Raw genomic sequence first — 23,885 nt, forward strand, 5'->3', positions numbered from 1 at the left:
CCGCCGAACCCTCTACCTGCACTTCAGACCCGGCCGGGGGCGCCCGCAGACGCGTCACCGGTGCAAAACCCCTGCTGGACAGGGGGATCCGCGGTTTCGGCGATGTTGCCGGTCGCGCGACGCGCCGACCCCGAACCGCCTCGCGCACCACTACACGCTGGGCTTTTGATCGAGAAACGCGGGGGTGGGGTTAGCTTTCGTCGGGATGCGTGGGTACGGTCGTCGTCGCTGGCTGGTTCTACCAGCCGAGACAGAAAAAGATGGCCGAGAGAAATCGCCAGAGACGGAGGAACCCCGTGGCCCTTCCCCAGTTGACCGACGAACAGCGCGCGGCAGCGTTGGAGAAGGCTGCTGCCGCACGTCGAGCGCGTGCCGAGCTCAAAGATCGGCTGAAGCGCGGCGGCACCAACCTCAAGCAGGTGCTCAAGGACGCCGAGACCGACGAGGTCTTGGGCAAGATGAAGGTCTCCGCGCTGCTGGAGGCGTTGCCGAAGGTGGGCAAGGTCAAGGCGCAGGAGATCATGACCGAACTCGAGATCGCCCCGACCCGCCGGCTGCGTGGGCTTGGCGACCGCCAGCGCAAGGCTCTGCTCGAGAAGTTCGATCAGTCCTAGGGCGCACACGTTGAACACCGGCCGAGGGGTCGGACGGGTCGTAGTCCTGTCCGGCCCCTCCGCTGTCGGGAAGTCCACCGTCGTGCGGTGCCTGCGGGAGCGGGTCCCCGACCTGTACTTCAGCGTCTCCGCCACCACCCGGGCGCCACGACCGGGCGAGGTGGACGGGGTCGACTACGCCTTCGTGACACCCGAGGCGTTCCAGCAGCTCATCGATGACGGCGCACTCCTGGAGTGGGCCGAGATCCACGGCGGCCTGCACCGCTCCGGTACCCCGGCCCGGCCGGTGCGCGAGGCCACCGCGGCGGGCCGGCCGGTCCTCATCGAGGTCGACCTGGCCGGCGCCCGGGCGGTCAAGACCGCCATGCCCGAGGCGCTGTCGGTGTTCCTGGCGCCGCCCAGTTGGGAGGTGCTGGAGCGCCGCCTGGTCGGGCGTGGCACCGAAACGCCGGAGGTGATGAGCCGACGACTGGCCACGGCGCGCACCGAGTTGGCCGCACAGAGCGACTTCGACGTGGTGGTCGTGAACAGCCAGTTGGAATCTGCCTGCTCAGAATTGGTATCCTTGCTGGTGGGCCACACGTCGGCCGGCACGAATCCGGCCTGATCCGCCCCAAGCAGAGGTGAACCTCTCACCTTCCGCACATCGCCAGGAGATTTTTTACGTGAGCACCCCGCACGCCGACGCGCAGTTGACCGCCGTGGACGACCTGACCATCGACGCGGCCGCCGCCGGCGCCTACGACACGCCGCTGGGCATCACCAACCCGCCCATCGACGAGTTGCTGGACCGGGCGTCGAGCAAGTATGCGCTGGTGATCTACGCCGCCAAGCGCGCCCGCCAGATCAACGACTACTACAACCAGCTCGGTGACGGCATCCTCGAGTACGTCGGCCCGCTGGTCGAGCCCGGTCTGCAGGAGAAGCCGCTGTCGATCGCGATGCGCGAGATCCACGAGGACCTGCTCGAGCACACCGAGGGCGAGTAGCTCAGGCCTTCCGCAGTGGACCGTAAGCGGATCATCGTCGGCGTCGCCGGAGGCATCGCCGCGTACAAGGCGTGCACGCTGGTCCGCCAGCTGACCGAGGCCGGTCACGACGTGCGGGTCCTGCCGACCGAATCCGCACTGCGGTTCGTCGGCGCCGCGACCTTCGAGGCCCTGTCCGGCCATCCCGTGCACACCGGTGTCTGGGACGACGTCCACGAGGTGCCGCATGTGCGCATCGGGCAGGAAGCCGATCTGGTCGTCGTCGCGCCGGCCACCGCCGACCTGTTGGCCCGTGCGGTCGCGGGCCGCGCCGACGACCTGCTGACCGCCACCCTGCTGACCGCCCGGTGCCCGGTGCTGTTCGCCCCGGCGATGCACACCGAGATGTGGTTCCACCCCGCGACCGTCGACAACGTCGCGACCCTGCGCCGCCGCGGCGCGGTGGTCCTCGAACCCGCCTCCGGACGGCTCACCGGCGCCGACAGCGGTGCCGGCCGGCTGCCCGAGGCCGAGGAGATCGCCACCCTGGCCCAGCTGCTGCTCGTGCGCGGTGATGCGCTGCCCTACGACCTGGCCGGGGTGAAGGCGCTGGTGACCGCGGGCGGCACCCGCGAACCGATCGATCCGGTCCGCTTCATCGGCAACCGCAGCTCCGGTAAGCAGGGCTACGCGATGGCGCGGGTGATGGCTCAGCGCGGTGCCGACGTCACGCTGATCGCGGGCAACACCGCCGGGCTCGTCGACCCGGCGGGCGTCGAGGTGGTCCACATCGGGTCCGCCGCCCAACTGCGCGATGCGGTGTCCAAACACGCCCCCGACGCCCACGTGCTGGTGATGGCCGCCGCCGTCGCCGATTTCCGGCCGGTGCACACTGCGACCAGCAAGATCAAGAAGTCCAGCGATCCGAACGAGGACGCGCCCACGATCGACCTCACCCGCACCGACGACATCCTCGCCGGAACGGTTCGCGCGCGCTCCGACGGCCAGCTGCCGAACATGCGGGCGATCGTGGGCTTCGCCGCCGAGACCGGCGACGCCAACGGCGACGTGCTGTTCCACGCCCGCGCCAAGTTCCGGCGCAAGGGCTCCGACCTCCTGGTCGTCAACGCGGTGGGGGACAACCGGGCGTTCGAGGTGGACAACAACGACGGGTGGCTGCTGGCGGCCGACGGCACCGAGACCGCACTCGAGCACGGTTCGAAAACTCTGATGGCCAGCCGTATCGTGGACGCGATCGTCGCCTTTCTGCACAACAGCACCGGGTGACCGGCGGGGGATTCGGCTGCATCAAAGGGTTGCGCACGGTTCGGGCACGCGCTTGGGTGCAACTGGGCACCGATACGATTTGACGGGCTAAACAATCATGGCGAAGTTCAGGACAACGTTCGATACAAGTGAGGATCACACGTGAGTAAAGGTCGGCTGTTTACCAGTGAGTCGGTGACCGAGGGACACCCCGACAAGATCTGTGACGCCATCAGCGACTCGGTCCTCGACTCGCTGCTCGCGCAGGATCCCCGGTCGCGTGTCGCGGTCGAGACACTCGTCACCACCGGCCAGGTGCACGTCGTCGGCGAGGTGACCACCTCGGCGAAGGAGGCGTTCGCCGACATCACCAACACCGTGCGGCACCGCATCCTCGAGGTCGGCTACGACTCGTCCGACAAGGGGTTCGACGGCGCCACCTGCGGCGTGAACATCGGCATCGGCGCGCAGTCCCCGGATATCGCCCAGGGCGTGGACACCGCCCACGAGACCCGCGTCGAGGGCGCCGGCGACCCGCTGGACCTGCAGGGCGCCGGCGACCAGGGCCTGATGTTCGGCTACGCCATCAAGGACACCCCCGAGCTCATGCCGCTGCCGATCGCACTCGCCCACCGGCTGTCCCGCCGGCTGACCGAGGTGCGCAAGAACGGCGTGCTCGACTACCTGCGGCCCGACGGCAAGACCCAGGTCACCGTGCAGTACGACGGCGTGACCCCGGTGCGGTTGGACACCGTCGTGCTGTCCACGCAGCACGCGGAGGGCATCGACCTCGAAGGCACTCTCACCCCGGACATCCGGGAGAAGGTCGTCAACACCGTGCTGTCGGATCTCGGCCACGACACCATGGACACCTCCGACTTCCGGCTCCTGGTCAACCCCACCGGCAAGTTCGTGCTCGGCGGGCCGATGGGTGACGCCGGCCTGACCGGCCGCAAGATCATCGTCGACACCTACGGCGGCTGGGCCCGCCACGGCGGCGGCGCGTTCTCCGGTAAGGATCCGTCCAAGGTGGACCGCTCGGCCGCGTACGCGATGCGCTGGGTGGCCAAGAACGTCGTCGCGGCGGGTCTGGCCGAGCGCGTCGAGGTCCAGGTGGCCTACGCGATCGGCAAGGCCGCCCCGGTGGGTCTGTTCGTCGAGACCTTCGGCACCGAGACCGTCGACCCGGCGAAGATCGAGAAGGCCATCACCGACGTGTTCGACCTGCGCCCCGGCGCGATCGTGCGCGACCTGGACCTGCTGCGCCCGATCTACGCGCCCACTGCCGCGTACGGCCACTTCGGCCGCACCGACATCGACCTGCCGTGGGAGCGCACCGACAAGGCCGACGCGCTGAAGACGGCCGTCTAAGCCGAGTACTCGTAGTCGTCGAGGGGGAACCGCCGGCTGCGCCAGTACGCCTCGAGTGTGCTGGCCGGCCGTAGCGGGACGTCGCCGTTGCGGTCGAAGTAGTAGCTGTGGGCGTCGCGGCAGCTGTCCTGCCAGAAGATCTGCCGGTGCCGTTTGCGCATCATCTCGTCGAAGTACCGGTCGTTGGCGGCCCGGCTCACCTCGACCCGCCCGGCCGAGCGGTGTCGCGCCTCCCGCAGACAGCGCACGATGTGGCGGGTCTGGGTCTCGATCAGGGCGAAGTACGACGAGCCGACGTACCCGTAGGGGCCGCTCACCGAGAACAGGTTGGGGAACCCCGGCACGCTGACACCCTCGTAGGCCTGCAGTCGGTGGGTGTCCCAGAACTGCGCGAGCGATATGCCGTTGGCGCCGTGTATCGCGAAGGTCTGGGCGTCGGTGTCGGCCACCTTGAAGCCGGTGGCCAGGATCAGCACGTCGACGTCGTGGCTCTCGCCGTCCGTGGTCGCCACACCGGAACCGGTGATCTTGTCGATCGGCTCGGTGATCAGCCGGACGTTGTCGCGGTTGAACGTCGCGAGGTAGGTGTTGTGGAAGCCGGGGCGTTTGCAGCCCACCGCGTAGCGCGGTGTCAGCTTCTCGCGCGTCACCGGGTCCTCGACCTGCTTGCGCAGATACGACCGGCCGGCCCCGTCCATGCGCTTGGCCATCGGGTTGACGGTGAAGTACTGGGCGGCCAGCGGGAACGTGACCTCGACGAAGGCCTGACTCAGCAGCCGCTGGACCGCTTTGCCGCCCGGCAGTCGCATCGCGGCGCGCACCGCCCGCGGCAGCGGCACGTCGAACTTCGGGAAACACCAGATCGGTGTCCGCTGGAAGACGTCGAGCCGCGCGACCAGTGGGGCGATCTCGGGGATCACCTGGACCGCCGACGCGCCGGTGCCGATGATCGCCACGCGTTTACCGCGCAGGTCCACCGACGGGTCCCAGCGGGCGGTGTGCATGGTCGTGCCGGCGAACGAGTCGACCCCCGGGATGTCCGGCATGTTCGGCACCGTGAGCACCCCGGTGGCGTTGATCAGGAACCGCGCGGTCACCTCGTCGCCGGAGTCCAGCCGCACCCGCCAGGCGTTGTCGGCCTCGTCGAACGTCGCCGCGAGGACCTCGGTCCCGAACCGGATCCGGTCGCGCAGGCCGTACTTGTCGACGCAGTGTTCGGCGTAGGCGCGCAGTTCGCGACCCGGCGCGTACGTGCGCGACCAGTTCGGGCTCTGCTCGAAGGAGAACTGGTACGAGAACGACGGGATGTCGACGGCGATGCCCGGGTAAGTGTTCCAGTACCACGTGCCGCCGGGCGCGTCACCGGCCTCGATGATGCGGTAGTCGGCGAGTCCCGCCCGGTCCAGTGCGATCGCGGCCCCGATTCCGGCGAACCCGGCGCCGACGATGAGGGTGTGGTGGTCGGGCATCGTGCCGCCTTCCGTTGCGGGCCTCGTCTGCCGTTCTAGCCGACACCCCGGCGATCGGTCAAAGGTGACGGTCGACCGGTCAGCGGTGCAGCGCCGCGCGCAACGCGGCGAACCCCCGGTCGGCCGCCGCCGTCGCCGCGGGCACCACGCCCGCGTAGCCGAGGTACCCGTGCACCAGCGTCTCGGCGTGGTGCAGCTCGACGGGGACGCCCGCCGCGCGGAGCAGTTCGGCGTACCGGATGCCGTCGTCGCGCAGCGGGTCGTGCCCCGCGACCGCGATGTAGGCCGGCGGTAGCCCGGTGAAGTCGCTCGCCCGGCCCGGTGCCAGCCCCGGCGGCAGGTCCGCCGGGTCGTGGGCGCCGGCGTACCAGCCCGCGAAGCCGGCGACCGCGTCGCGGTCGAGGATCGGTGCGTCGGCGTTCTCGATGGCCGAGGGCAGCGTGAGGTCCCACAGCGTGCCCGGGTACCAGAGCAGCTGGAACGTGATCGGCGGTCCGCCGTGGTCGCGCGCCCGGTGGGTCATCACCGCCGACAGGTTGCCGCCGGCGGAATCGCCGGCGACCGCCAGGCGGCTCGCGTCCACGGACAGTTCGGCGCCGTGCCCGGCCACCCACGTCAGCGCCGCCCACGCGTCCTCGACCGCGGCCGGGTAGGGGTGTTCGGGCGCCAACCGGTATTCCACCGACACGACGACCGCATCGGCGGCCACCGCATGGTGCCGGCATTCACCGTCGTGGGTGTCGAGGTCGCCTGCCGCGAAGCCGCCACCGTGGAAGAACACCACGACCGGCGGCGGGGACTCCGAGGTGGCGGGCCGGTACACCCGGATCGGGATCTCACCGGCGGGCCCCGGGATCGTCCGGTCCTGCGCCTCGACCTCGGGGTGGACCTCCCGCCTGGGTAGCTCCCGGAGCTTGCGGCGCGCCACCTCGACGCCCTCGTCGACCGAGAGCTGGAACGGCACCGCGTCCAGTACCTTTCTCAGAATGGCGTCGATCGGCGGTTTCTCGTCAGCGACAGACACGACCTCACCGTACGCACACCGGCGGACCGCCCGGTTGTGGGCCGCCGCCGCACTCGTCGCGGCCGGCTACGGCGTGTTCCTGATCGTGACGGCGGTGCGGGTCCCGCCGGGGGCGGAGCTCACCGGCCAGTTCGTCGCCCAGCCCGTGGTCAAGGCGCTGGCCGCGGTGCTGTTGGCGGTCGCGGCGGCGGGCCACCCGATCCGCCGGGAGCGCCGCTGGCTGGTGCCCGCGTTGGCGTTCTCGGCCTGCGGCGATTTCCTGCTGGCGATTCCGTGGTGGGAGCCGTCCTTCGTACTCGGACTCGCGTCGTTCCTCGTCGCCCACCTGTGCTTCCTGGCCGCGCTGCTCCCGCTCGCCGCCCGGTCGGCCCCGCGATCGGTGGCGGTCGCGCTCACGGTGGCGGCGTGCGGCGCGCTGCTGGTGTGGTTCTGGCCGCGGCTCGTCGAGGACGGGATGGCCGTCCCCGTCACCGCGTACATCGCGGTGCTCGGGGCGATGGTGTGCGCCGCGCTGCTGGCCAGGCTGCCCACGCCGTGGACCGCGCTCGGTGCGGTGTGCTTCGCGGTGTCGGACGCGATGATCGGCATCGGCCGGTTCGTCCTCGACTCCGAGGCGCTCGCGGTCCCGATCTGGTGGGTCTACGCCGCGTCGCTGCTGCTGATCACCGCGGGCCTCTTCTTCGGCCGTACGGTAAACCGCCACGAAACCTGAGTTGACCGGACCGAAACGTAGCGTGGCTAACGTCGCGCCATGAGCGGAACACACGGCTTCGGGCGCAGAGGATTCCTCCAGACGGCAGTGGTCGGTGTCGGGGCCGGCGCAGTGGTCGCGGCCTGCGCCAGGAACACGTCGACGGCCACCGCGTCCGAACTGCCCTACACGTCGATCCCGGTGTTGCAACCGGGCCAGGGTGACCGCAGCGGCGACCACTACCTGTCGTCGCTGCCCGATCAGGTGCTGTGGGGGTACGTGCCCACCGTGCACGCCACGCCGGTGCTCCGGATGCGGTCCGGGCAGACCGTCACGATCGACGCCGTCTCCCACGAGGGGATCCTCGAGGACCAGGGCCGCAACCCGGTGGAGTATTTCGGCGGGCTGGGTGTCGGCGAGTCGGATGTCCTGGAGGACGCGAAAGTCATTGCCGCCGAATACAACCGGACTCCCCGCAACTTCGCCAAGGACGGTCCGCACGTGGTGACGGGACCGATCTTCGTGGAGGGTGCCGAACCCGGCGACGTGCTGAAGATCGAGACGCTCGAGACGGTCCCGCGGGTGCCCTACGGCGTGGTGTCGAGCCGGCACGGCAAGGGCGCGCTCGGCCTGACCGCCGACAAGGCCGCGCCCGCGGGCATCTCGCTCGCCGAGGTGATGCCGCCCCCGGGCACCGACGGGCGGTCCCGTCCCGACCCGACCACCTGGGGTGACGTCTCGGTGTTCACCCCGGTGGAACAGGGCCGGGGCGTCATGCCCGTCGGTACCAGCGCTTCGGTGCGGTTCCCGCTCAACCCGTTCATGGGGATGATGGGTGTCGCGTTCGCCCGGGATGAGGGTCTCAACGCCCCGAACGCGAACTCGATCCCGCCGACGATCGCCGGGGGCAACATCGACATCAAACTGCTCGGCGTCGGATCGACGTTCTACCTGCCGGTGTTCGCCCCGGGTGCGCTGTTCTACGTCGGGGATCCGCACATGGCGATGGGGGACGGGGAGGTGGCACTGACGGCGATGGAGGGTTCGCTGCGCGGCACGTTCCGGCTCACGGTGTGCAAACCGGGCTCCGGCGACGCGCCCAGCGTGGCCTATCGCTACCCGTTCGCCGAGACCGAGCGGGCCTGGATACCGATCGGGCTGTCGGATCCGGACGGCGCCGTCGGCGGGCAGGGCAGCGACCTCGACGTCGCGATGCGCCGTGCCGTCGTCAACGCCTTGGACTATCTCGAGCGCGACCGCGGGATGGACCGCGCCACCGCCTACGCCTACCTCTCCGCCGCAGGTGATTTCACCATCTCCCAGGTGGTCGACCGCACCGTCGGTGTGCACGGCCAGATCTACAAGGAGCACTTCACCCTGTAGCCGGGCTGTCCGCGCCGTCTGCTAGAGGTGTGCGGTGACCAAAACCCGGCAGCCGGCCGAACACGAGCCGATCGCGCGCGTGCTGCCGATGCTGTCGGTGCCCCATCTCGACCGGGAATTCGACTACCTGGTGCCGGCCGAGTGCTCCGACGACGCCCAGCCCGGGGTGCGCGTGCGCGTGCGCTTCCACGGCCGGTTGGTCGACGCGTTCCTGCTCGAGCGGCGCTCCGAGACCGACCACGCGGGGCAGCTCGGCTGGCTGGACCGTGTGGTCTCGCCGCAGCAGGTGCTGACCCCCGACGTGCGCCGGCTCGCCGATGCCGTGGCCGCCCGCTACGCCGGCACCCGCCCGGACGTGCTGCGCCTCGCCGTACCGCCGCGGCACGCCGGCGCCGAGAAGAAGCCGGCCCCCGATCCGGCCCCCGTCGAGGTCCCGGCGGTCGACCTCGCCGCCTGGCGGGCCTATCCGCGCGCCGAACAGTTCCTCGGTGCGGTCGGCGAGGGGCGCGCCGCCCGCGCGGTGTGGCAGGCGCTGCCCGGCGAACGGTGGGCGGCCCGGCTCGCGGAGGCCGCGGCGCTCACGGTCGCCAGTGGTCGCGGCGTGCTGGCGATCGTCCCGGACCAGCGTGACGTCGACGCCCTGCACGCGGCGGCGGTGCCGCTGCTCGCCGAGGACCGGGTGGTCGCACTGTCGGCGGGCCTCGGTCCCTCGCAGCGGTACCGACGCTGGCTGTCGGTGCTGCGCGGCGGTGCCCGCGTGGTGATCGGCACCCGCAGTGCGGTGTTCGCGCCGGTGTGCGACCTCGGGCTGGTGATCGTGTGGGACGACGGTGACGACAGCCTGGCCGAGCCCCGGGCGCCCTATCCGCATGCGCGCGAGGTGGCCATGCTGCGGGCCCACCAGTTACGCTGCGCGGCCCTCATCGGGGGTTACTCCCGCACCGCGGAGGCGCAGGCGCTGGTGCGCAGCAGGTGGGCACACGACCTCGTCGCGCCGCGTCCCGCGGTGCGGGCCGCGGCGCCCCGTGTGGTCGCCCTGGAGGACAGCGGTTTCGAGCAGGAGCGCGACCCGGCCGCGCACACCGCCCGGTTGCCGTCGGTGGCGTTGCGCACCGCCCGCGCCGCCCTGCAGGCGGGCAGGCCGGTGCTGGTGCAGGTACCCCGCCGGGGGTATCTGCCTGCGCTGGCGTGTGCCCGGTGCCGGGCGATCGCCCGGTGCAGACACTGCACCGGCCCCCTGTCGCTGCTCGAGCGCGGCGGTGCGGCGATGTGCCGGTGGTGCGGCCGCGAGGAAGTCGGATTGCGTTGCGGCCGTTGTGGATCGGATTCGGTCCGGGCGGTCGCGGTGGGGGCGCGACGCACCGCCGAAGAGCTCGGCCGCGCGTTCGCGGGCACACCGGTCGTCACCTCGAGCGGTGAGGCGATGGTGGGAACCGTCGCCGACGAACCCGCCCTGGTGGTCGCCACCCCCGGCGCCGAACCGGAAGCCGCCGCCGGCTACGGGGCCGCGCTGCTGCTCGACGCCTGGGCGCTGCTGGGGCGGCAGGATCTGCGGGCGGCCGAGGACACCCTGCGGCGGTGGATGGCGGCCGCGGCGCTGGTGCGCCCACGCGCGGACGGCGGCGTGGTGACCGTGGTCGCCGAGTCGGCGATCCCGACGGTGCAGGCGTTGATCCGCTGGGATCCGGTGGGCCACGCGGAATCCGAACTCGACTCGAGGTCCGAGGTGGGACTGCCGCCCGCGGTGCACATCGCCGCGGTCGACGGGGCGTTCCCGGCGGTGACGGCGCTGCTCGAGACCGCCGACCTGCCCGCCGACGCCGAGCCCCTCGGCCCCGTCGATCTGCCGGTCGGGGCACGGCGCCCGCCCGGCATACCCGCCGATGCCCCGGTGAGCCGGATGCTGGTGCGGGTGCCCCGCGACCGCGGCCTGGCGCTGGCGGCGGCGCTGCGGCGGGGGACCGGGGTGCTCAGCGCCCGCCACGACACCGATCCGGCTCGCGTACAGATCGACCCGTTGCACATAGGGTGAGGCGAACCCACCGGACGGGAGGACGGCATGCGGCGCGTGTTCGCGTGGTCGATCACCTTGTTGCTCATCGCCATCGGGCTGCTGTGGCCGCTGGTGTTCGACGGCGGATCGGGTGGCGGCACCGTCGACGACCCGATGGTGATCCGGGACTACCGGGCCGACTTCACCGTCGCCGACGACGGCGAACTCACCGCGGTCGAGACGATCACGGGCGAGTTCCCGTCGGACCGGCACGGCATCTTCCGCTACTGGGATGTGGCCAACCCGAACGACGACCGGATCCGGCAGTGGCCCGAGGTCGAGTCGGTCACCCGCGACGGCGAACCCGAACCCTTCGAACTGCAGTGGGAGAACGGCAAGAGATTCCACGTCGCCAAGGTCGGCTCCGCCGACGTGACGCTCACGCCGGGCCTGCACGTCTACGAGATCCGTTACCGCATCCCCGGTGTGCTCGATCCGGGGGACACCGGCGCCGACCGCCGTTTCGCCACCACCACCGGTGATCCGAACGCGCCGTCGACGTTCTTCTGGAACGTCATCGCCCCGTCGTGGAACAACCGGATCGACCGCGCCGAGATCACCGTGACCCTGCCCGCCGACGTCACCGGCGTTCAGTGCAGCGTCGGATACGGCGTCGGCCGGGCGTGCGACGAGGTGACCGCGACCGGCCGCACCGTGCGCATCGAGGCGCGCGACCTGCCGCCACGCACCCCGGTCACCGTCCGCACCGGCGTCGACGCCGACCCGCCTGCGCGCGCGGAACTGCCCTGGCCCCACCGCTGGGACCGGATCCTCGGCAGCTCGGTCGACGGTCTGGCCTGGATGCTGGGGCTCAGTGCCCTGGCCGCGCTCGGCGGATACCTGTGGACCCGCTCGGCCATCGAACGCGCACCGGCGTTCCCGCTGCAGTACGCCCCGCCGCCCGGCATCGGACCCGTCCAGGCCGAGTACCTCCGTACCGAGAAGGTGCCCGGTCACGGGCTGACCGCCACGCTGTTCCACCTCGCCGAACAGGACCTCGTCACGCTGCGCCAGGTGAACGCGAAACAGTGGGAGGTGCGCGGCACCGCAGGCAAGAGCCGGTGGGCCGATGCGGACCCGGTCGGGGTCGCGGTCGGATCGGCCCTCAAGGTCATCGGCACCGGCACCGAGTTCGAGGCCAAACACACCGCGAAGAGCGGGGAGAAGCTCAGCAAGGCCCGCACCGATATGGCCGCCGCGGCGAAGAAGTGGGCGCTCGACGAGGGTCTGATGGTCACCCGCCGTCGTGAGGGCTGGCTGCAGACCGCGAACATCCTGGCCGCGGTGCTCGCGGTGTGCGGGTTCCTGGGCTGGGGTTTCGACACCACCGTGGCGGGCCTGCCGTTCGCGGTGTTCTTCGTCGCGACGATCCCCGCCTGGTTCGGCGGCCTCGGCACCCGCCGCACGCCCGAGGGCCGCCGACTGTGGTCGCAGGTCGGCGGATTCCACCGGATGCTGTGCACCGACTCGGCCGAAGCCCGCTTCGACTTCGCCGCGCGCAAGGACCTCTACACCGCGTACCTGCCGTTCGCGACCGCGGCGGGCGTGGCCGCCCTGTGGGCCAAGAAGTACGAGATGGTGATGGGAGTGCCTGCGCCGCAACCGGAGTGGTACCAGACGTCGTCCCCGTCGGGTTCGGGGTTCACCGGTGGCTCCGGCGGCAGCGGCGTGTTCGACAGTTTCGAATCGTCGCTGTCGTCGTCGATCAGCGCCTACACGGCATCGCAGGCGGCCTCCTCGTCGTCGAGCAGCAGCAGCAGCGGCAGCAGCTTCTCCGGCGGTGGCGGAGGCGGCGGAGGTGGAGGAGGAGGCGGTTCATGGTGAGCTTCGTGTTGGTGCTCGTCCTGGTGCTGGCGGTGCTCGCACTGGCCGGTTTCGTGGTGGGCTACAACAGACTCCGCGCGGCCGACGTCCGGGTCGCCGAGGCGTTGGCCGGTATCGACGTCGAACTCACCCGTCGGGCGTCGTTGATCCCCAGCCTGGTCCACACCGTGCAGACGTTCGCCGCCCACGAGAAGGCGATCCTCGACCACGTCGGCACCGCGCGCGCGGCCGTGACGTCGGCGACGGCGGGCCGGTCGGTGGCGCAGCGCAGCGCCGCGGAGAGGGAACTCGACACCGCCGTCGGCCAGGTGCTCGCGCTCGGCCAGGCCTATCCGAAGCTCAGCTCCTCGGCGAACTTCCTCGATCTGCAGCGCAACCTCGCCGACACCGAGAACACGCTCGCCTTCGCGCGGCAGTACTACAACGACGCGGTCGCCACCCTCAACCGGCTCACCACCACGATCCCGTGGATGTTCGTGGCGGGCCCGGCCGGGGTGTCCGAGCGCGAGTACTACCAGACCCCACGATGAGCTCTCCCTAGACTGTCTCGGTGCGTCTCGTCTTCGCCGGTACCCCCGAACCCGCCCTGCCCTCGCTGCAGCGGCTGATCGACTCACCCCGGCACGAGGTGGCCGCGGTGCTGACCCGCCCCGACGCGGCGGCGGGCCGCCGCGGCACGCCGTCCCCGTCGCCGGTCGCACGGCTGGCACTCGACCACGGCATCCCGGTGCTGCGGCCGCCGAAGCCGAACTCCGAGGAGTTCGTCGCCGAACTGCGCGAACTGGCGCCGGACTGCTGTGCCGTCGTCGCCTACGGCGCCCTGCTGTCGGAGCGATTGCTCGCCGTCCCGGCCCACGGTTGGGTCAACCTGCACTTCTCGCTGCTGCCGGCCTGGCGGGGCGCCGCCCCCGTGCAGGCCGCGATCGCCGCCGGTGATGCGGTGACCGGCGCGACCACCTTCCTCATCGAGCCGGCACTGGACTCCGGCCCGGTGTACGGCGTGGTCACCGAGACGATCCGCCCGGCCGACACCGCGGGCGAACTCCTCACCCGCCTCGCCGATTCCGGCGCCCGCCTGCTCGAGAGCACGCTGGACGGCATCGCCGACGGCCGCCTGCAGGCGGTGCCGCAACCCGCCGACGGCGTCACCGTCGCCCCGAAGATCACGGTGGACGAGGCCCGGGTCCGGTGGGATCTGCCCGCCCACGTCGTGGACCGCCGGATCCGCGCCGTCACCCCGAACCCGGGCGCCTGGACGGTCATCGGCGACGTGCGGCTGAAACTGGGACCGGTGACCGCCGAATCCTCGGATGAGACCGAACCCCTGGCCCCGGGCGCGCTGCGCGTGCTCAAGAACGCGGTGCTCGTCGGCACCGCGTCCGACCCGGTGCGGCTCGGCACGGTTCAGCCGCCGGGCAAGAAACCCATGAACGCCGCCGACTGGGCTCGCGGCGCCCGCCTCGACGCGTCGGTGGCGGCGCAGTGACCCGGCCCCCGCAACGTCCGCAGCGCAACCGTCCCCAGCGGCGCACACCGCTGGACCCGGCCCGCCGCGTCGCGTTCGACGTGCTGCGCGCGGTGGACGAACGCGACGCCTACGCCAACCTCGCGCTCCCCGCAATGCTCACCGAGCGCGGCCTCGAAGGCCGCGACGCCGCGTTCGCCACCGAACTCACCTACGGCACCTGCCGCAGCCGCGGCCTGCTCGACGCGGTCATCGAGAGCGCCGCGGGGCGTCCGGTGGACCGGATCGACCCGGTGCTGCTCGACCTCCTTCGGCTCGGCACGTACCAGCTGCTGCGCACCCGGGTCGAACCCCATGCCGCCGTGTCCACGACGGTCGAACAGGCCGGTATCGAGTTCGACACGGCGCGAGCCGGTTTCGTCAACGGCGTACTGCGCAGAATCGCCGGCCGCGACGAGGCGTCCTGGGTCGCGGAGCTCGCGCCGCCCGCCGACACCGACCCGGTCGGGCACATCGCGTTCAGCCATGCGCATCCGCGATGGGTCGCCCAGGCCTTCGCCGATGCGCTCGGCGCCCGCGCCGGTGAGCTGGAGGCACTGCTCGCCAGCGACGACTCACGCCCGGTGGTGCACCTCGCCGCCCGCCCCGGCGTCCTGGGCGCCGAGGAGCTCGCCGCGGCGGTCGGCGGCGAGGTGGGCCGGTATTCGCCGTACGCGGTGTACCTGCCCGGCGGCGACCCGGGCCGTCTGGAGCAGGTCCGCGACGGCCGCGCGCTGGTCCAGGACGAGGGCAGCCAGCTGGTGGCGCGCGCGCTCACCCTGGCACCCGTCGACGACGACCGCGGCCGCTGGCTCGACCTCTGCGCCGGGCCGGGCGGGAAGACCGCGATGCTGGCTGCGCTCGCCCCCGGCCCGGTCACCGCGGTCGAACCGGCCCCGCGCCGCGCCGAGATGGTCGAGGACAACACCCGCGGCCTCGACGTGACGGTGCTGCGCGTCGACGGCCGCGACCCCGGTGTGGAGCCGGGTTTCGACCGGGTGCTCGTCGACGCGCCGTGCACCGGGCTGGGTGCGCTGCGGCGGCGGCCCGAGGCGCGCTGGCGCAGGCAACCCGGCGACGTACCCGGCCTGGCCAAGCTGCAGCGCGAGCTGTTGGCCTCGGCGATCCGGCTCACCCGTCCTGGCGGCGTCGTGCTGTACGCGACGTGTTCACCGCATCTGGCCGAGACGGTGGGCGTGGTCGCCGACGCGGTGCGCCGCCACCCGGTCACCGCGCTGGACACCCGGGCGCTGTTCGACCCGGTCGACGACCTCGGCGACGGACCCCACGTCCAGCTATGGCCGCACCGCCACGGTACGGACGCGATGTTCGCCGCAGCGCTGCAAGTAATCTGATCCGCATGGCGCACCCCCTCATCGCACCGTCGATTCTGTCCGCCGACTTCGCCCGGCTCGCGGACGAGACCGCCGCGGTCACCGGCGCCGACTGGCTGCACGTCGACGTGATGGACAACCACTTCGTGCCGAACCTGACCCTCGGGCTGCCCGTCGTGGAATCGCTGCTCGAGGTGACCGACATCCCGATGGACTGCCACCTGATGATCGAGAACCCCGAGCGGTGGGCGCCGCCGTACGCCGAGGCCGGCGCGCACAATGTGACGTTCCACGCGGAGGCCACCGACAACCCCGTCGCCGTCGCCCGCGACATCGCCGCCGCCGGCGCCAAGGCCGGGCTGGCGGTGAAGCCGGGCACCCCGATCGACCCCTACCTGGAGATCCTGCGGGAGTTCGACACCTTGCTGATCATGTCGGTCGAACCCGGTTTCGGGGGCCAGAAGTTCATCCCCGAGGTGCTGCCGAAGGTCGGCATCGTGCGGCGACTGGTCGACGCGGGTGAGTTGACGGTGCTGGTGGAGATCGACGGCGGCATCAACGAGGACACCATCGCCGAGGCCGCCGAGGCCGGAGTCGACTGTTTCGTCGCCGGATCGGCCGTGTACAGCGCGGCGGATCCGGCCGCGGCGGTGCGTTCGCTGCGTGACCAGGCCGCCGCCGCGTCCAAGCATCTGTCCTGATGACACCCGAGGCCGCGATGGCGCTCGCCGTCGAACAGGCCGACCGCGTCAAGGGTGGCACGTATCCGAATCCCCCTGTGGGAGCGGTCATCCTGGATGCCGACGGGGAGGTCGCCGGTCTCGGCGCGACCCAGCCGCCGGGCGGCCCGCACGCCGAGGTGATGGCGTTGCGCGCAGCCGGCCGGAAGGCGGCGGGCGGCACCGCGGTGGTCACACTGGAGCCCTGCAACCACCACGGCCGGACCCCGCCGTGCGTGGATGCGCTCCTGGCGGCCGAGGTCTCGGCCGTCGTGTTCGCGGTGCCCGATCCGAATCCGGTGGCGGCCGGGGGAGCGGTCCGGCTCGGTGACGCCGGTGTCGCGGTGACCGCGGGGGTGCTCGGCGATGTCGTCGCCGGCGGGGTGCTGCGTGAGTGGCTGCACAAACAGCGGACCGGCAAACCCCATGTGACCTGGAAGTTCGCGACGAGTGTGGACGGCCGCAGCGCCGCAGCCGACGGCAGCAGTCAGTGGATCACCAGCGAGGCCGCCCGCCTCGACGTGCACCGCCGCCGGGCCGTCGCGGACGCCATCGTGGTCGGCACCGGCACGGTGTTCGTCGACGATCCGGTGTTGACCGCGCGGCTGCCCGACGGGAGTCTGGCCGAACGGCAACCGCTGCGGGTGGTGGTCGGCGAGCGCGAGGTCTCCGCGGATTCCCGTGTGATGAACGACGATTCGCGCACCATGGTGATCCGGACACGCGACCCGCAGGAGGTGCTCAGGGCCCTGTCCGATCGCACCGACGTCATCCTCGAGGGCGGTCCGACGCTGGCGGGTGCGTTCCTGCGGGCCGGCGTGATCGACCGGATCGTGGCCTACGTCGCACCGATCCTGCTCGGCGGGCCGGTCACCGCCGTCGATGACGTGGGTGTGCTGAGCATCGCCCACGCCCAGCGGTGGCGCTTCGACGGGATCACCCCGATCGGGCCCGACGTGCTGCTGTCCCTGATTCCCGGATGACCGCGGTTCCCCGGGTCCACCCACCGGCCTGACAGCCGACACGCGGCGTTTTCCCAGTTCGGAGGACCCACTCCGGCGACCCGCATCGGTACACTCGTACCGAAGCGCTTTCACCGACGATGTGCGCGCGATGAGCACGAACAAAGGACGTCGAGCGTGACCGCACTACAGGACTGGCTCAGTCTCCCCGCCGCCGCGCCCCGCGCCGTAGGGTCGTTCGTCTGGGGCCCGCTGCGCAGCGTGCTCCCGAGCCGCCCAGACGCCCCGGAGGGCTACCGCCTGATGCGGCCCGGTCTCGAGCGCTGCTGAGTCACCCCTCGGTGCGGTGCCTGCCGGGTGGCGTCTGCCGCGGCATGCGCGTGGTCTGATCACCGCTCCCGGTGCCGAACGCCTGCGTCGGAGCATCCCCCGCATGCCCGGCGGTCCCTCGGTGCCCCACGACGTCGATGAACTCGGTGGGCGCGTCACCCGCGTCACCCGCGTCGCCGGGCACGGCGGGTTCGTCGGCATGTTCGTGTCGCCCGCTGATCAGCAGACCGAGCAGCGCACCGACCACGCAGACGACCGCGGTGACGACGAAGATGTCGCCGTACTGCATCACGTACGCGGTGCGGTAGCGGTCGGCCTCGGCGGCCAACCGTTCGGCCAGTGTGTCGGCCCCGGGCGGGAACGGCAGCGTCTGCAGGTGCTGGTTGAGCCGGTACAGACCCCATGCGGACAGGGCCGCGAGCCCGATCAGCATGCCGACCATGCGGGACACCACGACGGCGGCCGACGCGATGCCGTGCTGCGCGGCAGGCACCACCCGCAGCGACGCCGACGTGAGCGGACCGATCACCAGGCCGAGACCGATCCCGGCGATCACCAGATCGGTGTCGAGGACCGGCAGGCTGATGAAGCCCAGCTCGTGACGGGCGGCGAGCAGGTCGACCGGCCATCTGGACATCAGCAGGTATCCGCCCGCGGCGATCAGCAGACCGACGAACGTCACCAGCCGGTCGCCGACGCGGCTGGCGATCCAGCCGCCGACCACCGCGCCGATCGGCAGGGCGATCAGGAACCGCAGCAGGAGCAGGACGGCCTCGGTCTGATCCTTACCGAGCACGCCCTGACCGAACAGCTCCACGTTGACCAGCGTGACCATCAGCGCCGCGCCCGCGCACAGCGAGGCGCCCAGCGCCGCGAGGAACGGCCGGAAATGCACACCGGCCGGTTCGATCAGGCGGGTGCGGGCGAACCGCTCCCAGACGAAGAACGCCACGAACGCGACGGCGGCGCCGATCAGGGTCGGCGGACCGTAGTCGGGCAGGATCTGTTTGCCGTCCGGCGCCGGGTTGTACAGGCCGATCACGGCCAGCCCGAGCGCGATGGCCAGCAGCACCCCGCCGACGACGTCGACCTTCTCCGGTCGGTCCGATTTCAGCCGGGCAGGCAGGCTGAAGTGGATCAGCACCATCGCGATCACCGCGAGCGGCACGTTGATCCAGAAGACGTCACGCCAGGTGCTCAGCGCCGCCACCACGGCGATGCCGTACAGCGGGCCGAGGACGCTGCCCAGTTCCTGAGCGGCGCCGATGCCGCCGAGCACGGAGGCGCGGTTGCGGGTGGCCCACAGGTCGGCGGCCAGCGCCAGGGTGACCGGCAGCAGGGCGCCGCTGGCGACACCCTGGATGAAGCGTCCGATCACCATGGGGGTCAGGTCGTTGGACAGCGCGGTGACCACCGAGCCGAGGGCGAAGCCGGCGAGGCTGAGCTGCAGCACCAACTTGCGGCCGAACCGGTCGGATGCGCGGCCCAGCAGCGGCATCGCGGCGATGTAGCCCAGCAGATATCCGGTGATGATCGGCGTGACGCGCTGGATCTGGTTGATCGCGATCCCGATGTCGAACATGATGTCGCGGATGATCGCGATCACGACATAGGTGTCGAGCGCGCCGAGCAGGACCGCGAGACTGCCCGCGCTGATCGCGATGCGGCGGCTCCGGCTGCTCGCCGGCGCGGTGGCCTGGCCGAACGTGTCGGTCGGCATCACACCGCGGGCTTTGTGACGGTGACCTGCTTGCCCCAGTCCGACAGCGTCATCGTGACGCTGTTGCCCGCGCTCGGCTCCAGCTTGACCTGCGCCAGGTTGTGGCTGCCCTCTTCTTCGATCCAGGCCGTCGCGGGCACCGGGCCCGTCGCGCCGATCTGGGGGGCGATCGCGTTGACGGCCTCGGCGCTGACGGTGCCCGTCACGCGCACGGTGTCCAGGCCGCTGATGTTCTCGCGGCCCTCGGACTTCGGGTCGCTGAAATTGGAGAGCACGTTGGCCAGGCCCTTGTCGGGGCTGAGGATGGCCGCGACGTCGTAGATGTCGGCGGCGGGGCCGAAGTCCTGGAAGCTGCCCGCGCTGATGGCCCCGTACAGGTTGCCGTCGGCGACCACGAACTCGACGCCGTCGAGGCGCTGGCCGAGGAAGACGATGTTGGCCTTACCGGCGGCCGCCACCGCGGGGGTGTTGGTCAGGTCGCCTTCCAGCGATTCGATCGGCAGCTCTTCGATGGAGCCCTGGACCGTCAGGTTCAGGTGCACGCTCTGCAGATCGCGGGTGGTCTGGGTCGATTGCTGGAGCAGTGTCGCAGCATCGGGCAGTGGTTTGTCGGAGTCCTCGGAGGACGAGGAGCAACCGGCGACGAACATGGCGGCGGCGAGGAGGACGGCGATGAGGGCCTGGGCGGCATGGCGAGGGCTCGTCGGCATGACTTGCATCGTAGAGGGTGGCCCGCCGGGGATCCGGTTGCGCGGTCGGCGCGGACCCGGATCCGCGGGGACTAGCCTGGTCGGGTGTTCACGGGAATCGTCGAAGAAGTGGGCGAGGTCGTCGGCAAAGAAGACCTCACCGACGCGGCGCGGTTGGTGATCCGCGGGCCGGTCGTCACCGCCGACGCCGGCCACGGTGACTCGATCGCGGTCAACGGGGTGTGTCTGACCGTGGTCGAGATCCAGCCGGGCGGCGTGTTCAGCGCCGACGTGATGGGCGAGACGCTCGACCGCTCGAGCCTGGGCGACGTCGGCGTCGGCAGCCGGGTCAATCTGGAGCGGGCCGCCGCGGTCAACAGCCGCCTGGGCGGGCACATCGTGCAGGGCCACGTCGACGGCACCGGTCATGTGATTGCGCGCACACCCTCCGAGCACTGGGAGGTGGTGCGGATCGCGCTTCCGGCGGCGTTGGCGCGCTATGTCGTCGAGAAAGGTTCGATCACCGTCGACGGGGTCTCCCTGACCGTGTCCGGTCTGGGCCGCGACGCCGAAAACGACTGGTTCGAGGTGTCGTTGATCCCCACCACCCGCGAACTCACCGTCCTCGGCACCGCGCCGATCGGCACCCGGGTGAACCTGGAGGTCGACGTCATCGCGAAGTACGTCGAGAGGCTGATGAGCCGTCCCGCTGATTAACACCGGCAATATTCGACGTGCTCCGGTGGTTCATACTGAAGCGAGGACGATGATTTTTCCTGGTTCCGCGTGTCCGGGAACCGGTAAGGGTGGCAGACAATGACCAGGCTCGATTCGGTCGAACGGGCGATCGCGGACATCGCGGCCGGCAAGGCCGTCGTCGTGATCGACGACGAGGACCGCGAGAACGAGGGCGACCTCATCTTCGCCGCCGAAAAGGCCACCCCGGAACTCGTCGCGTTCATGGTCCGCTACACCTCCGGCTACCTCTGCGTCCCGCTCGACGGCGCGATCTGCGACCGGCTCGGGCTGCTGCCGATGTACGCGGTCAACCAGGACAAGCACGGCACCGCCTACACCGTGACCGTCGATGCGAAAAACGGTGTGGGAACCGGTATCTCAGCTTCCGACCGGGCCACCACGATGCGTCTGCTGGCCGATCCGACCTCCACCGCCGACGAGTTCACCAAACCCGGCCACGTGGTGCCGCTGCGCGCGAAAGACGGTGGGGTGCTGCGCCGTCCGGGCCACACCGAGGCCGCGGTGGATCTGGCCCGCCTCGCCGGTCTGCAGCCCGCAGGCACGATCTGCGAGATCGTCAGCCAGAAGGACGAAGGCGCGATGGCGCAGACCGACGAACTGCGGATCTTCGCCGACGAGCACAACCTCGCGCTGATCTCCATCGCCGACCTCATCGAGTGGCGTCGCAAGCACGAACGTCACATCGAGCGCATCGCCGAGGCCCGCATCCCCACCCGCCACGGCGAGTTCCGCGCGGTCGGCTACACGAGCATCTACGACGACGTCGAACACGTGGCGCTGGTCCGCGGCGACATCGCCGGGCCCCACGGGGACGGTCACGACGTGCTCGTGCGGGTGCACTCCGAATGCCTGACCGGCGACGTCTTCGGATCCCGGCGCTGCGACTGCGGCCCACAACTCGACGCCGCGATGGCGATGGTCGCCAACGAGGGCCGCGGCATCGTGCTCTACATGCGCGGTCACGAGGGCCGCGGTATCGGGCTCATGCACAAACTGCAGGCCTACCAGCTGCAGGACGCCGGCGACGACACCGTCGACGCGAACCTCAAGCTCGGGCTGCCCGCCGACGCCCGCGACTACGGCATCGGCGCCCAGATCCTCGTCGACCTCGGTGTGCGGTCGATGCGCCTGCTGACCAACAATCCCGCCAAACGCGTCGGACTGGACGGCTACGGCCTGCACGTCATCGAGCGGGTTCCGCTGCCGGTCCGGGCCAACGCCGAGAACATCCGCTACCTGATGACCAAGCGGGACCGGATGGGTCACGACCTCACCGGACTCGACGAGTACGACGAGGCCAACAGCATGGACGACTACGACGAAGGTGTGTACCTGCTCGGCGACCGCCGCCCGACCGACCTCGGCGGCGCCCGGTGAGCGGTGGCGCGGGTGTGCCGGAGCTGCCCGAGCTCGACGCGGCCGGTATGAAGGTGGGCATCGTGGCGAGCACGTGGCATTCCACGATCTGCGACGCCCTGCTCGACGGTGCCCGCAAGGTCACCGAGGCCGCCAACGTGAGCGACCCGACCGTGGTGCGGGTGCTCGGTGCGATCGAGATCCCCGTCGTCGCCCAGGCGCTCGCGGCGGACCACGACGCGGTCGTCGCGCTCGGGGTCGTGATCCGCGGGCAGACACCGCATTTCGACTATGTGTGTGACGCGGTGACCCAGGGTCTGACGCGGGTCTCGCTCGACGCCTCGACACCGGTCGCCAACGGCGTCCTGACCACCAACACCGAAGAGCAGGCGCTCGACCGCGCGGGGCTGCCCGGCTCGGCCGAGGACAAGGGCGCGCAGGCCGCCGCCGCGGCGCTGTCCACCGCGCTGACGCTGCGGGGGCTGCGCGGACGCTCATGAGTGACTGGGAAGTGGTGATCCGACCGCACCTGACGCCGTACTTCGCCTACGCAGCGGCGGCGATCATCGTGGCCGCGCACGTCACCGTCGGGTTCCTGCTCAAGATCGGTTCGAGCGGCGTCATCTTCCAGACCGCCGACCAGGTGGCGATCGCGCTGCTCGGCGTGATCATCGGCGCGGTGGTGACACTGTTCGCCCGCCCGCGGGTGCGGGTCGGCCCGCGCGGTCTGTCGGTGCGCAACCTCTGGTCCGACCGCGTTCTCGAGTGGTCCGACGTGGTCGGTGTGTCTTTCCCGGTCGGCGCCCGGTGGGCCCGGGTCGACCTGCCCGACGACGAGTACATCCCGTTGATGGCCATCCAGGCCGTCGACAAGGAGCGCGCCGTCGAGGCGATGGAGCAGCTGCGGGAGGCGCTGGCGCGCCACCGCTCACACAGCCAGTGACCTCACACAGCCAGTGACATGGCCAGCTCGTGGCGCGGCCCCACGGTCGCGGCCGAGATCCGGAACCCGACGCTGTGGTACACCGCACGCGCCACCGCGTTGTCGGCGGCCACCCGCAGCGTCACGGTGCGCACCCGCTGGCTGCGCGCCCAGTCCACCGCCGCCTCGACCAGGGGGCGGGCCAGCCCGTGGCCCCGCGCATCTGGAGCCAGCCACAGCGAGTAGAGGTACACCGACTGCGGATTCTCCCGTTGGGCGCTGATCAGCCCGGCCGGGGGACCGTCGACGAGCAGCGCGAACTGCGCGTGCTCGCGCAGCCGGCGGCGCCACTGCGCGGCGGTGAAGGACGATTCGTGCCGGTACTGGGGGTCGTCGACACCGAGCGAATCGTCGAGCGCCCGTAACCGCACCACGGCGAACTGCTGCCAGTCGGCTTCGGTCAGCCGGGTGACGTGCGGTGCGGTCACTCGGTCCGCATCCCCAAGTCGCTAGGCTCCCGCCCGCCGGCCGTCGCCCATGACCATTCCCTCGCGGCGCGGGTCGGCGCCGCCGATCCAGCCGGCGTCGTCGCGGACGATCGCCGACAGCCCGCTGGACTGGTCGGCGAGGTCGACGCGGTGACCGAGTCGGCGCAGACCGGTCACGAGCGGATCGTGGTCACCGTTGTCGGCGATGTCGACGTTGGGATGTTCACCGCCGACGTTGGTCTCCGGGGTGTTGTCTGCCCCGAAATCCACCATGCCCACCGCCTGCTGCGGGTCCAGGCCCCAATCCAACAGTCCGACAAGGGTTTTCACCACGAACTGGATGATCACCGCGCCGCCGGGGGAGCCGAGCACCGCGTACAGCGGACCCCGGGTGCCGGGCGGCGCGGGCGGGCCGGCCGGCACCCGGGGTCCGCTGTAG

The 23,885-nt window shown here is 71.1% G+C and carries 25 protein-coding genes; 19 read left to right on the forward strand and 6 right to left on the reverse strand.

The features are described 5' to 3' along the window. The first annotated feature begins 296 nt into the window (after window positions 1-296). The 5 genes from mihF (at window position 297) to metK (ending at window position 4,219) form a co-directional block, all read left to right on the forward strand. A complete protein-coding gene (gene mihF, locus AU196_RS05710; RefSeq protein ID WP_003889986.1) occupies window positions 297-614 on the forward strand; it encodes an integration host factor, actinobacterial type in 318 nt (105 codons plus the stop codon). 10 nt (window positions 615-624) lie between these two features. Next, a complete protein-coding gene (gene gmk / locus AU196_RS05715; protein WP_059094120.1) occupies window positions 625-1,221 on the forward strand; it encodes a guanylate kinase in 597 nt (198 codons plus the stop codon). Window positions 1,222-1,279: 58 nt separating this feature from the next. After that, complete coding sequence (gene rpoZ, locus AU196_RS05720; protein ID WP_059094121.1) at window positions 1,280-1,603, forward strand: DNA-directed RNA polymerase subunit omega; 324 nt, start codon at window positions 1,280-1,282, stop codon at window positions 1,601-1,603. Between the two features lie 15 nt (window positions 1,604-1,618). Next, window positions 1,619-2,869, forward strand: a complete 1,251-nt coding sequence (gene coaBC / locus AU196_RS05725) for a bifunctional phosphopantothenoylcysteine decarboxylase/phosphopantothenate--cysteine ligase CoaBC (protein ID WP_059094122.1) — start codon at window positions 1,619-1,621, stop codon at window positions 2,867-2,869. A 141-nt stretch (window positions 2,870-3,010) separates the two neighbouring features. Further along, window positions 3,011-4,219 (forward strand): methionine adenosyltransferase, encoded by a 1,209-nt coding sequence (gene metK, locus AU196_RS05730; RefSeq protein ID WP_059094123.1) that lies wholly within the window; start codon window positions 3,011-3,013, stop codon window positions 4,217-4,219. Here the strand turns inward: metK and AU196_RS05735 are convergent. Both AU196_RS05735 and AU196_RS05740 read right to left on the reverse strand, forming a co-directional pair. Next, window positions 4,216-5,688 carry a flavin-containing monooxygenase gene (locus AU196_RS05735; RefSeq protein WP_059094124.1) on the reverse strand — a complete coding sequence of 491 codons (1,473 nt, stop codon included), beginning with the start codon at window positions 5,686-5,688 and terminating at the stop codon, window positions 4,216-4,218. The genes metK and AU196_RS05735 overlap by 4 nt on opposite strands. Window positions 5,689-5,767: 79 nt before the next feature. Continuing rightward, window positions 5,768-6,712, reverse strand: a complete 945-nt coding sequence (locus AU196_RS05740) for an alpha/beta hydrolase (RefSeq protein ID WP_197415710.1) — start codon at window positions 6,710-6,712, stop codon at window positions 5,768-5,770. Between AU196_RS05740 and AU196_RS05745 the strand changes: the two genes are divergently transcribed. The 10 genes from AU196_RS05745 (at window position 6,675) to AU196_RS25480 (ending at window position 17,512) form a co-directional block, all read left to right on the forward strand. Further along, window positions 6,675-7,424 (forward strand): lysoplasmalogenase, encoded by a 750-nt coding sequence (locus tag AU196_RS05745; protein WP_059094126.1) that lies wholly within the window; start codon window positions 6,675-6,677, stop codon window positions 7,422-7,424. The two genes, AU196_RS05740 and AU196_RS05745, sit on opposite strands and share 38 nt — an antisense overlap. A 39-nt stretch (window positions 7,425-7,463) precedes the next feature. Beyond that, a complete protein-coding gene (locus AU196_RS05750) occupies window positions 7,464-8,786 on the forward strand; it encodes an acetamidase/formamidase family protein (protein ID WP_231737378.1) in 1,323 nt (440 codons plus the stop codon). A 34-nt stretch (window positions 8,787-8,820) separates the two neighbouring features. After that, window positions 8,821-10,818 carry a primosomal protein N' gene (locus AU196_RS05755; RefSeq protein WP_059094127.1) on the forward strand — a complete coding sequence of 666 codons (1,998 nt, stop codon included), beginning with the start codon at window positions 8,821-8,823 and terminating at the stop codon, window positions 10,816-10,818. 27 nt (window positions 10,819-10,845) lie between these two features. Beyond that, window positions 10,846-12,663 (forward strand): DUF2207 domain-containing protein, encoded by a 1,818-nt coding sequence (locus tag AU196_RS05760; protein WP_059094128.1) that lies wholly within the window; start codon window positions 10,846-10,848, stop codon window positions 12,661-12,663. Beyond that, on the forward strand, window positions 12,657-13,193 hold the full coding sequence (locus AU196_RS05765; RefSeq protein ID WP_059094129.1) for a LemA family protein: 537 nt from the start codon (window positions 12,657-12,659) through the stop codon (window positions 13,191-13,193). The genes AU196_RS05760 and AU196_RS05765 overlap by 7 nt, the downstream gene beginning before the upstream one ends. 20 nt (window positions 13,194-13,213) lie before the next feature. Continuing rightward, window positions 13,214-14,149 (forward strand): methionyl-tRNA formyltransferase, encoded by a 936-nt coding sequence (fmt, locus tag AU196_RS05770; protein ID WP_059094130.1) that lies wholly within the window; start codon window positions 13,214-13,216, stop codon window positions 14,147-14,149. Further along, on the forward strand, window positions 14,146-15,522 hold the full coding sequence (locus tag AU196_RS05775; protein WP_059094131.1) for an RsmB/NOP family class I SAM-dependent RNA methyltransferase: 1,377 nt from the start codon (window positions 14,146-14,148) through the stop codon (window positions 15,520-15,522). Before fmt ends, AU196_RS05775 begins: the two co-directional genes overlap by 4 nt. A gap of 5 nt (window positions 15,523-15,527) precedes the next feature. Further along, on the forward strand, window positions 15,528-16,202 hold the full coding sequence (gene rpe / locus AU196_RS05780) for a ribulose-phosphate 3-epimerase (protein ID WP_059094132.1): 675 nt from the start codon (window positions 15,528-15,530) through the stop codon (window positions 16,200-16,202). After that, window positions 16,202-17,203 (forward strand): bifunctional diaminohydroxyphosphoribosylaminopyrimidine deaminase/5-amino-6-(5-phosphoribosylamino)uracil reductase RibD, encoded by a 1,002-nt coding sequence (ribD, locus tag AU196_RS05785; RefSeq protein WP_059094133.1) that lies wholly within the window; start codon window positions 16,202-16,204, stop codon window positions 17,201-17,203. Before rpe ends, ribD begins: the two co-directional genes overlap by 1 nt. Before the next feature lie 156 nt (window positions 17,204-17,359). Further along, complete coding sequence (locus AU196_RS25480; RefSeq protein WP_157546051.1) at window positions 17,360-17,512, forward strand: hypothetical protein; 153 nt, start codon at window positions 17,360-17,362, stop codon at window positions 17,510-17,512. Window position 17,513: 1 nt separating this feature from the next. Here AU196_RS25480 and AU196_RS05790 read toward each other — a convergent pair whose 3' ends face one another. Both AU196_RS05790 and AU196_RS05795 read right to left on the reverse strand, forming a co-directional pair. After that, window positions 17,514-19,232 (reverse strand): MFS transporter, encoded by a 1,719-nt coding sequence (locus AU196_RS05790; RefSeq protein WP_059094134.1) that lies wholly within the window; start codon window positions 19,230-19,232, stop codon window positions 17,514-17,516. Beyond that, window positions 19,232-19,942, reverse strand: coding sequence for an LppX_LprAFG lipoprotein (locus AU196_RS05795; protein WP_059094135.1), 711 nt, complete (start codon window positions 19,940-19,942; stop codon window positions 19,232-19,234). The genes AU196_RS05790 and AU196_RS05795 overlap by 1 nt, the downstream gene beginning before the upstream one ends. A gap of 84 nt (window positions 19,943-20,026) precedes the next feature. Between AU196_RS05795 and AU196_RS05800 the strand changes: the two genes are divergently transcribed. The 4 genes from AU196_RS05800 (at window position 20,027) to AU196_RS05815 (ending at window position 22,979) form a co-directional block, all read left to right on the forward strand. Beyond that, window positions 20,027-20,638, forward strand: coding sequence for a riboflavin synthase (locus tag AU196_RS05800; RefSeq protein ID WP_059094136.1), 612 nt, complete (start codon window positions 20,027-20,029; stop codon window positions 20,636-20,638). 99 nt (window positions 20,639-20,737) lie between these two features. Beyond that, the gene (locus AU196_RS05805) at window positions 20,738-22,057 is read left to right on the forward strand and encodes a bifunctional 3,4-dihydroxy-2-butanone-4-phosphate synthase/GTP cyclohydrolase II (RefSeq protein WP_059094137.1); all 1,320 of its coding nucleotides are present in this window, start codon (window positions 20,738-20,740) and stop codon (window positions 22,055-22,057) included. After that, complete coding sequence (ribH, locus tag AU196_RS05810) at window positions 22,054-22,536, forward strand: 6,7-dimethyl-8-ribityllumazine synthase (RefSeq protein WP_059094138.1); 483 nt, start codon at window positions 22,054-22,056, stop codon at window positions 22,534-22,536. The genes AU196_RS05805 and ribH overlap by 4 nt, the downstream gene beginning before the upstream one ends. After that, a complete protein-coding gene (locus tag AU196_RS05815; RefSeq protein WP_059094139.1) occupies window positions 22,533-22,979 on the forward strand; it encodes a PH domain-containing protein in 447 nt (148 codons plus the stop codon). Before ribH ends, AU196_RS05815 begins: the two co-directional genes overlap by 4 nt. Before the next feature lie 2 nt (window positions 22,980-22,981). On the opposite strand, the gene AU196_RS05820 is transcribed toward AU196_RS05815, so the two are convergent. Then, the gene (locus AU196_RS05820) at window positions 22,982-23,446 is read right to left on the reverse strand and encodes a GNAT family N-acetyltransferase (RefSeq protein ID WP_059094140.1); all 465 of its coding nucleotides are present in this window, start codon (window positions 23,444-23,446) and stop codon (window positions 22,982-22,984) included. Between the two features lie 21 nt (window positions 23,447-23,467). Continuing rightward, a partial coding sequence (locus tag AU196_RS05825; RefSeq protein WP_197415711.1) for a gamma-glutamyltransferase occupies window positions 23,468-23,885 on the reverse strand: 418 nt, incomplete at its 5' end.

Origin of the sequence: Mycobacterium sp. IS-1742, assembly GCF_001500125.1 — a bacterium.
Lineage (GTDB): Bacteria > Actinomycetota > Actinomycetes > Mycobacteriales > Mycobacteriaceae > Mycobacterium.

Coding starts and splice junctions, on each gene's coding strand:
- AU196_RS05745 (WP_059094126.1), top strand. CDS start 6,675: ATGGCGTCGATCGGCGGTTTCTCGTCAGCGACAGACACGACCTCACCG.
- ribD (WP_059094133.1), top strand. CDS start 16,202: ATGACACCCGAGGCCGCGATGGCGCTCGCCGTCGAACAGGCCGACCGC.
- AU196_RS05760 (WP_059094128.1), top strand. CDS start 10,846: ATGCGGCGCGTGTTCGCGTGGTCGATCACCTTGTTGCTCATCGCCATC.
- AU196_RS05795 (WP_059094135.1), bottom strand. CDS start 19,942: ATGCCGACGAGCCCTCGCCATGCCGCCCAGGCCCTCATCGCCGTCCTC.
- AU196_RS05815 (WP_059094139.1), top strand. CDS start 22,533: ATGAGTGACTGGGAAGTGGTGATCCGACCGCACCTGACGCCGTACTTC.
- AU196_RS05765 (WP_059094129.1), top strand. CDS start 12,657: ATGGTGAGCTTCGTGTTGGTGCTCGTCCTGGTGCTGGCGGTGCTCGCA.
- AU196_RS05790 (WP_059094134.1), bottom strand. CDS start 19,232: ATGCCGACCGACACGTTCGGCCAGGCCACCGCGCCGGCGAGCAGCCGG.
- AU196_RS05735 (WP_059094124.1), bottom strand. CDS start 5,688: ATGCCCGACCACCACACCCTCATCGTCGGCGCCGGGTTCGCCGGAATC.
- rpe (WP_059094132.1), top strand. CDS start 15,528: ATGGCGCACCCCCTCATCGCACCGTCGATTCTGTCCGCCGACTTCGCC.
- AU196_RS05750 (WP_231737378.1), top strand. CDS start 7,464: ATGAGCGGAACACACGGCTTCGGGCGCAGAGGATTCCTCCAGACGGCA.
- AU196_RS05805 (WP_059094137.1), top strand. CDS start 20,738: ATGACCAGGCTCGATTCGGTCGAACGGGCGATCGCGGACATCGCGGCC.